The organism is Streptomyces curacoi, assembly GCF_001513975.1.
GTDB lineage: Bacteria > Actinomycetota > Actinomycetes > Streptomycetales > Streptomycetaceae > Streptomyces > Streptomyces curacoi.
In genome coordinates this window covers 197,377-210,729 of the sequence record NZ_KQ947989.1, presented here as the reverse complement: position 1 = coordinate 210,729, position 13,353 = coordinate 197,377, and the positions used below count along the sequence as shown (strand labels likewise).

8 protein-coding genes and 1 pseudogene are annotated in these 13,353 nt (G+C 71.9%); 2 read left to right on the top strand and 7 right to left on the bottom strand.

Annotated elements, in window-relative coordinates:
* Positions 1–21: 21 nt before the first annotated feature.
* Positions 22–861 (bottom strand): DUF1206 domain-containing protein, encoded by an 840-nt coding sequence (locus AQI70_RS21150; protein ID WP_062152409.1) that lies wholly within the window; start codon positions 859–861, stop codon positions 22–24.
* A 306-nt stretch (positions 862–1,167) separates the two neighbouring features.
* On the bottom strand, positions 1,168–1,785 hold the full coding sequence (locus AQI70_RS21145) for a TetR-like C-terminal domain-containing protein (protein ID WP_062152406.1): 618 nt from the start codon (positions 1,783–1,785) through the stop codon (positions 1,168–1,170).
* Positions 1,786–1,853: 68 nt separating this feature from the next.
* Between AQI70_RS21145 and AQI70_RS21140 the strand changes: the two genes are divergently transcribed.
* Complete coding sequence (locus tag AQI70_RS21140) at positions 1,854–3,188, top strand: alpha/beta fold hydrolase (protein ID WP_062152404.1); 1,335 nt, start codon at positions 1,854–1,856, stop codon at positions 3,186–3,188.
* A gap of 35 nt (positions 3,189–3,223) precedes the next feature.
* Here the strand turns inward: AQI70_RS21140 and AQI70_RS21135 are convergent, their stop codons facing one another.
* From AQI70_RS21135 to AQI70_RS21125, 3 genes are all read right to left on the bottom strand, one after another.
* A complete protein-coding gene (locus tag AQI70_RS21135) occupies positions 3,224–4,351 on the bottom strand; it encodes a LacI family DNA-binding transcriptional regulator (protein WP_079051403.1) in 1,128 nt (375 codons plus the stop codon).
* A gap of 179 nt (positions 4,352–4,530) precedes the next feature.
* The gene (locus AQI70_RS21130; RefSeq protein ID WP_062152401.1) at positions 4,531–7,386 is read right to left on the bottom strand and encodes a carbohydrate binding domain-containing protein; all 2,856 of its coding nucleotides are present in this window, start codon (positions 7,384–7,386) and stop codon (positions 4,531–4,533) included.
* 280 nt (positions 7,387–7,666) lie between these two features.
* On the bottom strand, positions 7,667–8,806 hold the full coding sequence (locus tag AQI70_RS21125) for a DUF475 domain-containing protein (protein ID WP_062152399.1): 1,140 nt from the start codon (positions 8,804–8,806) through the stop codon (positions 7,667–7,669).
* Between the two features lie 291 nt (positions 8,807–9,097).
* Between AQI70_RS21125 and AQI70_RS40255 the strand changes: the two are divergent.
* Positions 9,098–9,676: pseudogene (locus tag AQI70_RS40255) on the top strand (LuxR C-terminal-related transcriptional regulator); the annotation flags it as partial.
* On the opposite strand, the gene AQI70_RS21120 reads toward AQI70_RS40255, so the two are convergent.
* Positions 9,602–11,584: an ATP-binding cassette domain-containing protein gene (locus AQI70_RS21120; RefSeq protein WP_062152397.1), complete on the bottom strand. Its 1,983-nt coding sequence runs from the start codon at positions 11,582–11,584 to the stop codon at positions 9,602–9,604. The pseudogene AQI70_RS40255 and the gene AQI70_RS21120 sit on opposite strands and share 75 nt — an antisense overlap.
* A complete protein-coding gene (locus AQI70_RS21115) occupies positions 11,584–13,326 on the bottom strand; it encodes an ABC transporter ATP-binding protein (protein ID WP_062152395.1) in 1,743 nt (580 codons plus the stop codon). Before AQI70_RS21115 ends, AQI70_RS21120 begins: the two co-directional genes overlap by 1 nt.
* Between the last annotated feature and the right edge of the window lie 27 nt (positions 13,327–13,353).

The window sequence follows — 13,353 nt, the reverse complement described above, 5'->3', positions numbered from 1 at the left end:
GTGTTTCCCGCAGGACGCCGCTCAGACCCGTCGCCAGCGGGCCATCGCGAAGGAGAACACCCCGAACAGCACCAGGCCGGCCGCGACGCAGACCAGCAGCCACGGGCCGAGCGGGGTCTCGGCGAAGGTGCGCAGGGTGTCGTCCAGCCCCTTGGCCCGGTCGGGTTCGTAGTCGACGGCCGCGCGGACGGCGAACACGCCGGCCATGGCGAACACCAGCCCGCGGGCGGCGCCGCCGGCCACGCCGGTGATGTCCACCAGCTGCCGTGTCCGGCGGCTCATCTGCCCGAGCCTGAGCTTGTCGTGGTACTTGCGCAGGACGGCCCGTACGCCGATCCAGCCGCCGGCCACGACGATGGCGATCCCGGCCGCGCCGACCAGCCACTGGCCGGCGGGTATCTCCATCGCCCTGGCGGTGGCGTCCCGGGACTGCTGGTCGCTGGATCCGCCGTCGCTCCGGTTGCGGCTCACGGCGAACGACAGCACGGAATAGGCGACGAAGACGTAGAACGCGAAGCGGACGGTCGCCAGCAGTCGCTTGCGCGCGCCGCGGCCGTCCTGCCCGACGGAGCCGAAGAGCGCCTCCGAGAGCCGCCACAGCGCCATGCCGACGAGTCCGAGGCCCAGCGCCCACAGCAGCACCGCGCCGAACGGCTTCTGTGACAGTTCCGCCAAGGCCCCGCCACGGTCGGCCTGTTCGCTCGTGTCGCCGAAGGCGATCTGCAGCGCCAGCGCACCGACGAGCAGATAGATCACACCCCGCGCGGCGAGCCCCGCCCGCGCCGCCCCCTCGGTGACCGAACCCCGCGCCGCCCGCCGGGCACGGAACCGTCCGGTCCATGTCAACGCACTCGTGTCCATGTAGACCTCCTGGCAGTCCGAATGCCCCGGCAGGGCCGCCACACACGCGTCCCTGCCGCCGGCCCCACCGCGCAGCGGCCGCAGTCGGCTGCCTCCGGTCACTCCTGGTATGGCCTGGTGGCGGAGTTGCTCTTGTTCCGCCACCTCCATCGCCAGAGCTCGTCGGCCCGATGTCGTACGCGAAGTCGGCACCGAGAGGCCCCACCCGCTCGATCGCCTCAGCGGTGCGTGTTCTTGTCCCCCGGTTCCGAGCTCTTCCGCGAAGGCCAAGTCACCTGAGAGAGCGGGAGTTTGCCGAGACCGCGGTCACGGGGCGGGCTCGGCGTGCCGCAGGCCGTGGAACACCGCGGGGGTCGTCCAGCCGCGCAGTGTGGCGTGAACCGTCGGCCGGAAGGTGGCGTCGGCCGTGGCCGCGTCGAGGGCCCCAGCCAGTTCCAGAGTCACCAGGCCGTGCAGGGTCCCCCAGATCGAGAGGGCGATCAGCGTGGCGTCCCCGGCGAGGACGGACGCCGCGAGGCCGCGCTCGATCGCCGCGAGGAGCGGGCGGACGGGGTCCCCGGCACCGACTTCACCCGACGGGTCGAAGGACTGCACACCGCCGAACAGCACGGTGTACAGGTGGCGGTGTGCGCATCCCCAACGGCGGTATGCCACGCCCAGCGCGTAGAGGTCGGCGAGCGGGTCCGCGGAGGTCGGCACCGCCGACAGGTCCTGGACGAGACCGGCGACGGCTCTGTCGCGCACCGCACGGATCAGTCCGTCCTTGTCGCCGAAGAGCGAGTACACCGCTGTGGTCGACGTGTCGGCGGCAGCGGCCACGGCGCGGACGGTGACCGACTCCCGCGGACGGGTGGCGAGCATCTCGGTCGCGCACACCACAAGCCGCTCTCTGACGGTCTCGTCGTTCGTTCTCGGCCTACCCACGCCCAGCAGCCTACCTTCTCTGATAACGTCGTTTTGAAACAGCGTTCTGAAACTTCCGGAGGCCCGCCGTGTCCACGTCCGCCCTACGTCTCGTCCGCTTCACCGGACGCTTATCGCTGGCCCTGGCCGCCGTCGTGGCGCTGGTCGCCGTGTTTCTCGCGCTGATCGTCGTCACGGACGGGGCAGGCTCGGGGCTCCCCGCATGGCTGACGACCCTTGCGGTCGCGACCCTTCTCGCGCTGTGGCGGGCCCGGCGCCGCACCTGGCCGGCGCGGCTCGTGCCGTTTCTGCCGGTGCTCGTCGGGGCGGCGTTGACGGCGTCGGTGTGCATCCCGACCGTGCCGACGGCCCGGCAACGCCCGCCCGCCCTGCCGTTCGTGGCCACGCAGCACTGGAGTCTCGCCACCGGCAGCCGGGTCGCCGTGTATCACTATCCGCCCGCGAACCCCGGCACCCGGCGCCCCGTTCCGCTCGTGTACCTCAACGGCGGACCGGTCCGCGGCATCTCGGTGCTCGACCACCGGTTCCTGCAGCTCCTGGCGCGCCAGGGCTACGACGTCTACGCCTACGAGCAGGCAGGCGGCGGACGAAGCGACCTGCTCCCCATGGACCAGTACACGATCTCCAGGTCGGTCCGTGACCTCGCCGCCTTCGTCGACCGCCTGGACAAGGGCAAGGTCGACATCCTCGGCTTCTCCTCCGGCGGGGCCGTGCTCACCCGAGCCCTGGCCGACTCCCGCGTCGCCGCGCGCCTGAACCGGGCGATCATCGCCGAGCCCGGCCCGATGGACGGCCCCACCGCGCGGGCCGCCGGGCACAAGGGCAGAGCATCAGCGCGCGGCCTCGCGCCGGCCATGACCGGACCGCGATCGACGCATGTCCCGCGATACGCCGTGGCGTTCGGCCTCATGCGCCTGGGGCTGCTCACCCCCGACACCGGGCTGATCGGACAGGCCGAGGGCGACAACGCGTTCACCGCCGCCGACCTCGGCAGCGACACCGCATCCGCCTACTGCGCGCGCGACGCCCACCGCATCCCGGCCGAGGACACGGCGCAGAACTTCTCCTTCAGCCCCGCCGCCAGCCTCCGCGTCCAGCACACGATCAAGGAGTCGCCCTCCATCGCCGCGCAACTGAGGCGCTCCCGGACCCCCGCGATGCTGATGATCGCCGAGTGCTCCTCCCAGGTTCGGCAGTGGGCGACCAGTATCCTCGCCCATGACCCCGCCATCCAGCGCACGCAGTACATGCCCGGAGTCGGTCACCACATGTGGAACGGCCTCGACGACAACGACGCCCGAGCTGTCGCCGTCATCACCGCCTTCCTTCAGGACAGGCCGGCCCCCCTGCCGAACTACCCGACCCGTGACGGGATCCCCGCCTTCCTCCGCGACCACAAGTGACTCGCTGCAGCCCGCCCGCCGGCAGCAGGTGGCTCCTACCAGGACAGCCGACGCACCGACTGCCGGATGACCAACTGGGTACCGAGCACCACGTGATCGTCGCCGGCGGGGTACTGCTCGCGCTCCAGGGCCAGCCGTACGGCGGTACGGCCGAGTTCCTCGTAGGGCACCCGAACCGTGGTCAGGGGCGGGGTCAGGTCGGTCGCGAAGGGGACGTCGTCGAAGCCCACGACGGACACCTCACCCGGTACGTCGAGGCCCGCCTCGCGCAGTGCGGCGAGTGCCCCCAGCGCGACCATGTCGGAGCCGGCGAACACCGCGGTGAACTCCAGCCCGGCGCCCAAGGCGTCCCGCGTGCGGACGTAGCCCGAGGAGCGGGTGTACGTCCCCGTGGTGTCCAACTCCTCGGCATGGTCGGCGCCGTGCGCGCGCAGCGCGTCCCGGTACCCGGCCCGGCGCTCGTCCGCGCTGCTCAGCCCGGCCTCCCCGCCGAGGAACAGCACCCGCCGGTGCCCGGACGCGAGCAGGTGCGAGACGGCCTGGAAGGCGCCGCCCCGGTTGTCGTAGTCCACGACGGTCACCGGCAGGTCCGGTGCCGGCGCCGGACGGCCGACCAGCACCAGTCGCGAGCCCGCGGCGTCCAGCGCCTCCGCGTAGCCCGCCATGCGCCGGTCGTACGCCGCGTCCGGCACCACACCGCCGACGAGGAGGACGGCAGCCGCATGCTGCTCCCGCATGAGCTGGACCAGGTCGTCCTCTCGGGCCGGGTCGTCGCGCGTGGCGCACACCAGGCTCAACCTGCCCCGGTCGGCGGCCTCTTGCTCGACTCCGGCGGCGACGTGGGCGAGCGACGGCCCGGTGATGTCCTTGATGACCAGGGCGACCGGGCCCGCGACCCGCCCGGAGAGCGCCTTGGCGTGCACGTTGACCACGTAGTGCAGTGACTCGACGGCCGCCATGACGCGGGCCCGGGTTTCGTCGGAGACGGGGTAGTTCCCCGCCAGGGTGCGGGAAACGGTTGCTACCGAAACCCCCGCCTTGAGGGCGACGTCACGGATGGTGCTCGGCCTCTCCTTGGGCCCCTGCCGCGCGTCGGTCCGCTTCCGTTTCCCGGCTCGGCCCCTTCGGGGGCCGGGGCGCTCGGGGTTGCCGCTGTCCGTCACGGCTCGACGTTACTGCATGTGGGGCGCCTTGCGGCAGCCGCCGGAGAACGACCGACGTGAGGGGGCAACAAACGTTTTCCGCCGTCGGGACTCCACTGGGACGAGCTCGGGGGCCACGGCCGTGGCGCCCCGCGCGCGACCGGGGCGACATGGCCGTTCATCGGACTCCGCCGGAAGACTCAGCGCTTGCGCAGCACCACCGTCGTGCCGGGCTTCACGCGTACTTCGGTGTTTCCGCTCACCTTCGCCCCGGTCACCAGGTTCGTCGACGCGCCGAACCCCCGCGTGGTGAAGGTGTGGTCACGGTCGTCGGTGGTGTTCATGGCGATCAGATACGGGCCGTACTCGCACCGGTAGAAGGAGGCGCGTCCGGCGTAGGGGCTCTCGACGCCCGCGGCCCGCTCCGGCACGTCGTCCGGCGCCTTGGCCAGCGGCAGCACCTGGCCCGCGAACGCCTGGTGCAGGGCGTTGCCGGGCGGGGTGAAACCGCCGTCCGGGATGTCGAGGTCGCTCACCGTGAACTCCCAGTTGACCCAGTCCGGTTCAGTGAACGTCCGCCCGTCCGCGAGGTACTTGACCTCCTGCCAGACGGTGGCCGACCGCTCGGTGCCCTCGGCCGTGAGGTGATGGACGCGGGCCAGCCGGTTGACGCCCCAGCGGGCCCGCCAGTACAGGGACGCGAACAGGATCTCGTCGCCGTGCTTGATCGCGACCAGGCCGTTCTCCTCGTCGGAGAAGACGAAGTCCGGTGCCCCGGGCGTCATCGGCAGCTTCGCCCCACTGCCGGTGGCCTTGCTGATGTACGCGTAGTCGTCGGCGGTGCTCAGCAGATTGAGGTTGGTCCGGGCGGAGACCGTCGCCGCGTGGGAGTCGGCGAGGGACTGGAACGCCTGGCCGTCCGCGAGGGACTGCCGCGCGTACGAGACGAGGTCAGGGTCCTTGATCTGCGCGGCCATCTTCAGGGCATGGCCGTCCCACTTGGCGTCCTGGTCGTAGGCGACCTTGCCCGGGTACTCGTTGTCACGCCATCCGACGACGGTCTCCAGGCGCATCGCCCGGTGGCCGTCGCGGTCCAGTGACGGGTGGCGGAAGACCATGCGCGCCTTGGCCATCTTGACCAGGTGGTCGCGGAGAGTGCCGTCCTCGACGCCGCCGATGCCCGTCACCGCGTCGTACACCAGCGACAGCCACTCCTGCAGCTCGCCGTAACTGCCCGCGTAGCCGAGCTCCTTGGAGATGCCCTTCTTGGTGACCTGGTGGTACGAGCCGCCCAGCGGTCTGGTCGGGGTGCCGTCCGGCTTCTCCGGGCCGAGCCAGGGGACGAGGCCGACGGACTGGTAGATGTAGTCGCGGGCCTTCTTCTCGCCCCAGGCGTCGGCCGAGCCGAGGTAGGTGAGTCCGCGGTCGGCGAGGTAGAGGCCGATGGCGCAGATGATGGCCTGGTTCGTGTACTGCGGGAAGTTCTGCCGCCAGTACTCGCGGCTGTCCAGCAGCATCCTGGCCCAGGCGTCCCGGCGGACGACCGGCGCGTACGCCGAGCCCTCCGGCTCGACCATGGTCAGGTCGTCGAACCAGGCGGTGCCCGCGCCCGACAGGCGGACGCTGAGGGTGACGTGGGTGGCCGTGCCCGGTGTGGTGAGGGAGGCCGTCACATGCTCCCAGTCATGGGTGCCGGCCGAGGCGTGGACCTTGTTGTCGGTGCCGACGACGGCGCCGTTCGCGTCGTGGAAGAGGATGTCCAGGTAGGCACTGCGGGTGCCGACGCCGGCGGTCCTGATCCACCCGCCGTAGGTGTAAGTGCCCTGGTCCACCGGGATCCTGGCGGAGGTGGTGTAGCCGACCGTGCCCGCGGTGGGGACCGTCACCTTCGCGGAGGCGTGGCCGGTGCGGTACACGGTGGTGTCCCGGGACGCGGTGCCGCTGCCGGACCAGGTGGACGACCTCCAGCCCGTGGTGCCGAACTCGAAGCCCGGGTTGGTGAGGCCGTACGGCGAACCGAGGACCGGCTCGTCGAGCAGCGGCGCCAGAACGTCGGCGAGCGCCAGCATGACCAGGCCCGACCGGCCCAGGCCCATCCACTGCTGGCTGGAGTTGGTCATCACGGCGGAGTCGGCACGGTATCTCCAGTAGATGCCGTCGAGGCTCCGCGCGATCTGCGGCGGAACGGCGATGTTCGCGTGGGCGGCCGTAGCCGGCATGCCGTACGCGCGGGCCAGGAAGTCCAGGTACCACAGGTCGAGTTGGGGGCTGGTGCGGGACGCCTCGGACGCGGCCCTGGCGAGTATGCGGGCGTTGATCGTGTCGACGATCTCGCTGCCGGGGGAGGTGCGCGTGGTCGTGGGCGGCAGGGTGCCGGTGACGTCGCCGTCGGCGAGGGCGAAGTACGGCTCGTCGTGGGTGTAGAGGCGGTAGACCGTGCGGCTCGGGCCTTCCATGGCCTTGTAGTAGGAGTCGGCCGACGTGGCGTACCCGGCGATTCGTCCCATGGACCGGATCTCCAGGGAGACGGACTCCTTTCCCTCGGTGAGATCGAGGGGCAGCGGCAGCGTGTGGAAGAAGAACCGCTCCGGCGTACGCGGATCCTCGCTCGCGATGTCGAGGGGGTCGACGGCGCCCAGATGGTAGTGGCCGACCTGCTTGCCCTCGGCGAAGAGCTGGAGCCGGCCGAGTTCCGCGCCGCTCTCCGAGCCCCACAGCTTGATGGTGACGTAGGTGGCGCCCCTGGGCCTGCACGCCATCGTCGCGGACAGCGTGCCGCCCCAGAAGCCCGCGCTCTCAGGGACGTTGAGCACGCGGGCGGGCTGGTCGAGGCCGCCCGTGACGACGTCGGAGAGGGTGGCGGTCAGGCCGTGCGCGCTCTCCGACGCGGTGTTCCCGAAGACCAGTGTGTCGAGCGGGCCGGCGGCCGGGGGCGCGGTGGTGGGCGTGGCGTCGGCGGCGGCCTGGGCGGTGCCGACGCCCTGCCACAGCCATCCGGTGGCTGCGGTGCCTACGGCCAACTTGAGCAGGGATCTGCGCTGGAGCGGTTCGGACACTGGGGGCGGTTCCTTTCGGCTCTGCGGGGAGGCAGTCGGAGAGGTCCGGGCAGCGAGGCGGCAGTAAACGTATTCCACGCTAGTGAGAGCGGTGTGAGCCGGTCAACGGCCGCGCGGTGCTGAGCCTCAGCTTGCAGGGAGCGCCGGCTGGGGGAATGGAGGAGTGGGCACAGACGCGTCTTTGTGTAAACGGTTACCGGCGGAAGCGCCGGAACCGCATGCAAAAGCACCTGCGGTCGTAGGTCACGACCACAGGTGCTGTTTCAGGGGTGTCGGGGCGTCAGACTCCCGACATCACCTCGGACTTCTCGCCGGACTCCTGCTCGGCCGTCGCCAGCGCGCGGTTGCGGCGCACCGAGGACCAGAAGGAGGCGGCGATCAGGGCCACGCCGATGAGGCCGGTGACGACCTCGTTGATGTGCCACCTGATGCTGACGAGCAGCAGCACGGCCAGGGCGCCGATGGCGTAGTGCGCGCCGTGCTCCAGGTAGACGTAGTCGTCCAAGGTCCCCTGCCGGACGAGGTAGACCGTCAGGGACCGGACGTACATCGCGCCGATGCCGAGGCCGAGCGCCATCCAGAAGATGTCGTTGGTGATGGCGAAGGCGCCGATGACACCGTCGAAGGAGAAGGACGCGTCCAGCACCTCCAGGTAGAGGAACATGAAGAACGCGGCCTTGCCCGCGAGCGCGACCACCGAGGGCTGCTTGCCGGCCTTGCGGGCCTCCTCCTCGGCCTCGTGCTCCTTCTCCTCCTCTTCTTCGAGCTTGTTCTCGAAGTGTCCCGACAGACCCCCGACGATGAGGTACGTGACCAGGCCGGCGACGCCGGACAGCAGTACCGTTGCCGACTTGTCGACGTGCGCGCCGCCGTGCTGTGCGGCCTGCGTGGCGATGGTGGTCGCGGTGACCAGCAGGGCGATCAGCGCGATGCACACCGACAGCCCGTCGACGCGGCCCAGCCTGGCCAGCGGTCGCTCCAGCGGGCCCAGCCAGGTGTGGTCGCGCTCCTCGAAGATGAAGTCGAGGAAGATCATCAGCAGGAACATCCCGCCGAAGGCCGCGATGGCGGGGTGTGCGTCGGTGACCAGCTGCTGGTACCGGTCGGCGTCGTCGATCGCCAGCCGTACGGCCTCGATGGGCCCGAGCTGGGCGGTGACGGCGACGATCACGACCGGGAAGACCAGACGCATGCCGAACACGGCGACGAGAATGCCGATGGTGAGGAAGATCTTCTGCCAGAAGGCGTTCATCTTCTTCAGCACGCCCGCGTTCACGACCGCGTTGTCGAAGGACAGCGAGATCTCCAGGATGCTCAGGATCGCCACCACGGCGAAGCCCTCCCACCCCCAGAGGACGGCGGCCAAGGCGAGTCCCGCGGCGGTGACGCCGAAGGACCAGCCGAAGGTTCTAAGAAGCACTGACTACCCAATCGTCCGTGCGGGTCCCCCCGCCCGCGCGCCGTGCGCGGCTTCACGAAACGGCGGACAGCCTAAGCGAAGTTCGGAAGCTTCAACAGGTGCAGGATTTTTGCTCTTTGTGTTCATAAATTCTCGTTTTGCTCACCGTCTGTGAGTCGTCCTCGGTACCCCCTCCGCCCGAAGACATGCCCCCTCAGTTGGGGCGTTCGGTTGCGCTCGGGCGCTGCTGTGCGCCCCCGCGCACCCCGTTGGCCGGATCTTCGCGGCCGGTGGCGGTGGCAGCCGCGAACAATGGGCACGCGCGAAGACGGAGCAACCGGCAAACGTGAGGCTGGAGGGGGCGATGTGATCCGGGTACTTCTCGTGCACGACGCGTGTCTGGTGCGGTCGGTCCTGGCGGAGTGGCTCCGCGGGGAACCGGAGTTGAAGGTGGACGACTGCTCGTGGCGCGGCGCTGGCAAGCGGGTCAGGTCGATCCGGCCCGACGTCTGCGCGGCCGACCTGGACTGCGCGGACGCGTACGGCATCCCACCCGTCGCCGACCTGTGCGTGCGCGGCGCGGCCGGCCCCGCGCCGCGATTACTGGTGCTGGCCCAGGCGAGCAGGCCGGGACTGCTGAAACGGGCGGCGGAGGCCGGGGCCCTGGGCTTTGTGGACAAGGAGGGCGCGCCCGAGCGGCTGGTGTCCGCGATACGCGAGGTCGCCCAGGGAAAACGTTTTGTCGACGACTCCCTGGGCTTCGGCTTTCTCAAGGCCGCCCAGATGCCGCTGACCAGACGTGAGTTGAGCGTGCTGTCACTGGCCGCCGAGGGTGCGTCGGTGGCGGAGATCGCCGGGAGCCTGCACCTGTCCCACGGGACCGTGCGCAACTACATGGCGGCCATCACCCGCAAGACCGGCGCCCGCAACAGAATCGACGCCATCCGTATCTCGCAGGGGGAGGGCTGGCTGTAGCGGCTGCTGCCCGGCGGGCTCCCGGGTGCCGAGGACCAGTTCGCGGTAGAGCGGTGAGCGTTCCAGCAGGTCGTCGTGGTGCCCGTACGCAACGCGCCGGCCGTCCATGACCAGCACCCGGTCCGCCCGCCGCGCCGAGCCGACCCGGTGGGCGACCACGACCAGGGTGGTGCCGGGGCGCTCGACGAAGGCACGCTCCGCGCGCTCCTCCGCCTCCGCGTCGAGGTGACAGGTCGCCTCGTCGAGCAGGACGACGGGCGCGTACGACAGATACGCCCGGGTCAGCGCGATGAGCTGCCGCTCCCCGGCGGACAGCGCGCCCGGGTCGACCTCGGCCTCGGGGCCGCCGAGCCGTTCCATCAGAGCGGTGAGTCCCACGGCGTCCGCGGCGGCGCGAAGTTCGCGTTCCGGTATGGGTTTCGGCCGCAGATCGCCGACGTTCTCGGCCAGGGATCCCCTGAAGACGTACGCCTCCTGCGGAATGAGGACCCGGTGTGCCCGGGCTGTGTCGCCGGGTACCGGGTGCCCACACAAGTGGACCGTGCCGTGCCGGGGGTCCAGGAGGCCCGCGACGACAGCGGTGAGGGTGGACTTGCCGATGCCGCTGGGGCCCACGACGGCGAGGTGGGTGCCCTGGGCGACGCGGACGGTGAGGTCCTCGATGACGGGAGCGCTGGTGGGGCCATAGGCGAAAGTGAGGGAGGTGAGGGTGAGGGCGTCGGGGGTGGCGGAGGAGGGCGCCGTCGCTTTTGAGCCGTGCCGATCCTCGGGTCCTGTCGCCTTTGTGCCGCCCAGCTCCTCGGATGCTGCCTTCACCGTGTCGCCGGGCGCCTCGGATGCTGCTTTCTCCGTGCCGCCCGGCACCTCCGGTGCTGCCGCCTTCGTCTCGCCCCCCTCCTCGGGCGGTGCCAGTCGCCGCAGTACGACTGCGAGTCGCGAGCCGCTCGCGCCCAGGCCGTGCACCAGGTTCTGCAGCGCGGGCAGCAGGGACTGGGTGACGTAGGCGAGGGCACCGACGAGGGCGCCCGGAGTGACCCCGTGGTCCAGGAGCCAGGGCGCGGTGGCGAGGAGCAGCACGATCGGGAACTGTCCGCCGATCGCGAGAGAGGCCACCCGCAGGACGCTCCAACGGGCCAGCGAGCGCGCCGCTCGGAACTCGGCATCCACGCGGGCGTCCGTCGCCGTGGCGATCCGCTCCTCCGCGCCGCCCGCCGTGATGTCCCGCAACCCCGGGCAGACGGTGTCCAGGTGGGCGGCGAGGGCCTCGTCCGCGACGAGGAACCGCTCCTGCCTGCGGGCCAGTGGCCGCAGGGCCGCCGCGAACAGAGCCACCCCGGCGGCGAGCGGCGGAGCGACCACGAGCAGCAGCGGCGGCGCGAGCGAGAACAGTCCGATCAGCGCCCCGGCGGCGGTGAACACGAACGAGCGGGAGACCAACACCAGCCCCGCGAAGGTGTCCCGGGCGATCTCCACCTGCTGGGTGAACCCCGACAGCGCCCCGCCGTCCGCCTCCCGCACCCCCCGCTCGACCACCCCGCGCACCAGCCGGTCCCGCAACGGCTCGACCAGCCCGGCGACACCCGCGTAGACCCGGCCCGTCCCGTACGCCCCCACGAGCACGGCGCCCGCCCCCGCCCCGAGCCAGCCGAGCCCGACGTCGGTGCGGCCGGCCAGGAACCCGTCGTCGAGGGCGCGGGCCAGGGCGTACCCCAGGAGAAAGGCCTGCGCGGTCTCCAGCGCCGACCACAGGACGAGGCGTACGACGACCCGCCACCGCCGCCGCACGAACCGCAGCCCTCGTCGGTGCACACCGGACCCGCGCATCAGCCCCCTCCGCCGTACGACCGTGCTCGGGCAACGCCCTCGGGGCGCGCCCCGAACACCTCGCGGTAGCCCGCCAGTTGCCACAGCTCGGAGTGCGGGCCCACCGCCCGCACCTGGCCTCCGTCCAGCCACGCCACGGCGTCCGCGCGGGACGCCGTCGAGGCGCGGTGGGCGACCAGCAGACGGGTGCGGCTCGCGGTGTGGTGGAGGAGGGCCTCGGTGATGTGCTGCTCGGTGATCGTGTCGAGGCTGGACAGGGCGTCGTCGAGAATGAGGACCCGGCTGTCGCGGGCGAACGCCCGGGCGAGGCCGAGCCGTTGGGCCTCGCCGCCCGACAGGGGGGCATCGGCGACGGGGGTGGCGTACCCGTCGGGGAGACGGCGGACGAACGCGTCGGCGCGGGCGGCCAGAGCGGCCTCACGGACGCGGGCCCGGTCGGGGCGGGGGACACCGAAGGCGATCGTGTCCTCGACCGACTCGCCGAGCAGCGCGGGGCGTTCGAAGGCGTAGGCGATCGCCCGGCGCAGTGCGCCGCGGTCCAGCTCGGTCAGGGGGACTCCGTCGAGCCGTACTTCACCCTCGTCCGGGTCCGTCAGCCGGCCGGCGACGGCGGCGAGCAGCGACTTGCCCGTCCCTGAGCGGCCGACCACGGCCAGTGTGGTCCCCGCCGGAACGACGAGGTCGACGCCGTCCAGTACCGTGCGCCCGCCGCGCCGGACGGTGATGCCGCGCAGCTCCAACTCTCCATCCCCGGGCGGGAGATGGCGTACGCCGTAGGAGGCGGCGGGTTCGGCCAGGACCTCGTCGAGACGTCGGGCCGCCGTCCGCGCCTGCACCAGGCCGGACAGCTGCCCGACCAGTACGCCGATGCCCGCGGCCAGCACGGCGTACCGGGAGGCGGCGAGCAACTCGCCCACGGTCAGGCGCTGTCGGGCGAGCAGGAAGCCCGCCACCGCCAGCACTCCCACCTGGAGCAGCGGTGCCACGGCGGCCGCCTGTGCGGCGGCGCGGCCCTGGACCCGCCACATGCGGTGACCCGCGCGGGAGAGTTCGGGCAGCGGACGCAGGATGCGCGCCACCGTCCGGTCCGCCGTCCCGGCGGCGGCGATCGTACGGTGGCCTTCGATCGCCTCGGACAGGGCACTCGCCATCCGCCCCTGGACCTGCTGGTAGCGCTCCGCGCACCCCGAGGAGTCCCGGGCGAGGACCCGCAGTGACAGGGCCAGCACCGGCGCCCCGCCGAGGAGCACCGCGGCCGGCCAGGGGCTGATCAGCCCGAGCGCCACCACCGCGCCGACCGGACCGGCCAGCCCCGCGAACAGGGCGGCCAGGGTGGCGGGCGCCGTCCCGGCCTGCGCCGCGATGCCGACGATCCGCGCCACCAGATCCCCGGAACCGAAGCGGCCCACCGCGCGCGGCCCCACCGCCAGCACATGGCCCGTCAGCCGCCTGCGCAGCCACGCCGTGGTCCGGGCGGTCGTGGTGCCGTCGAGCACGGTGTCGAACGCGTCCAGGACGGCGAGCAGCAGCACGAGAGCGGCACACCACAGCACCCAGCGTGTCGCGTCCGCGGCGCCGGCCAGCAGCAGGTCGAGGGCGCGCCCGAGTGCTGCGGGCAGCAGGAGGTTCGCGCCCGTGGCGGCCAGGGCGGCCAGGGCCAGGGCCGCACAGCGGGCGCCGCTGTGGCGGGTGGCCGCGCGCAGCAGCGCGGGGGCGCAGTCCGCCGGAACAGGCGTGGTCATGCCACCTCGCATCGGTCACGCATGCGG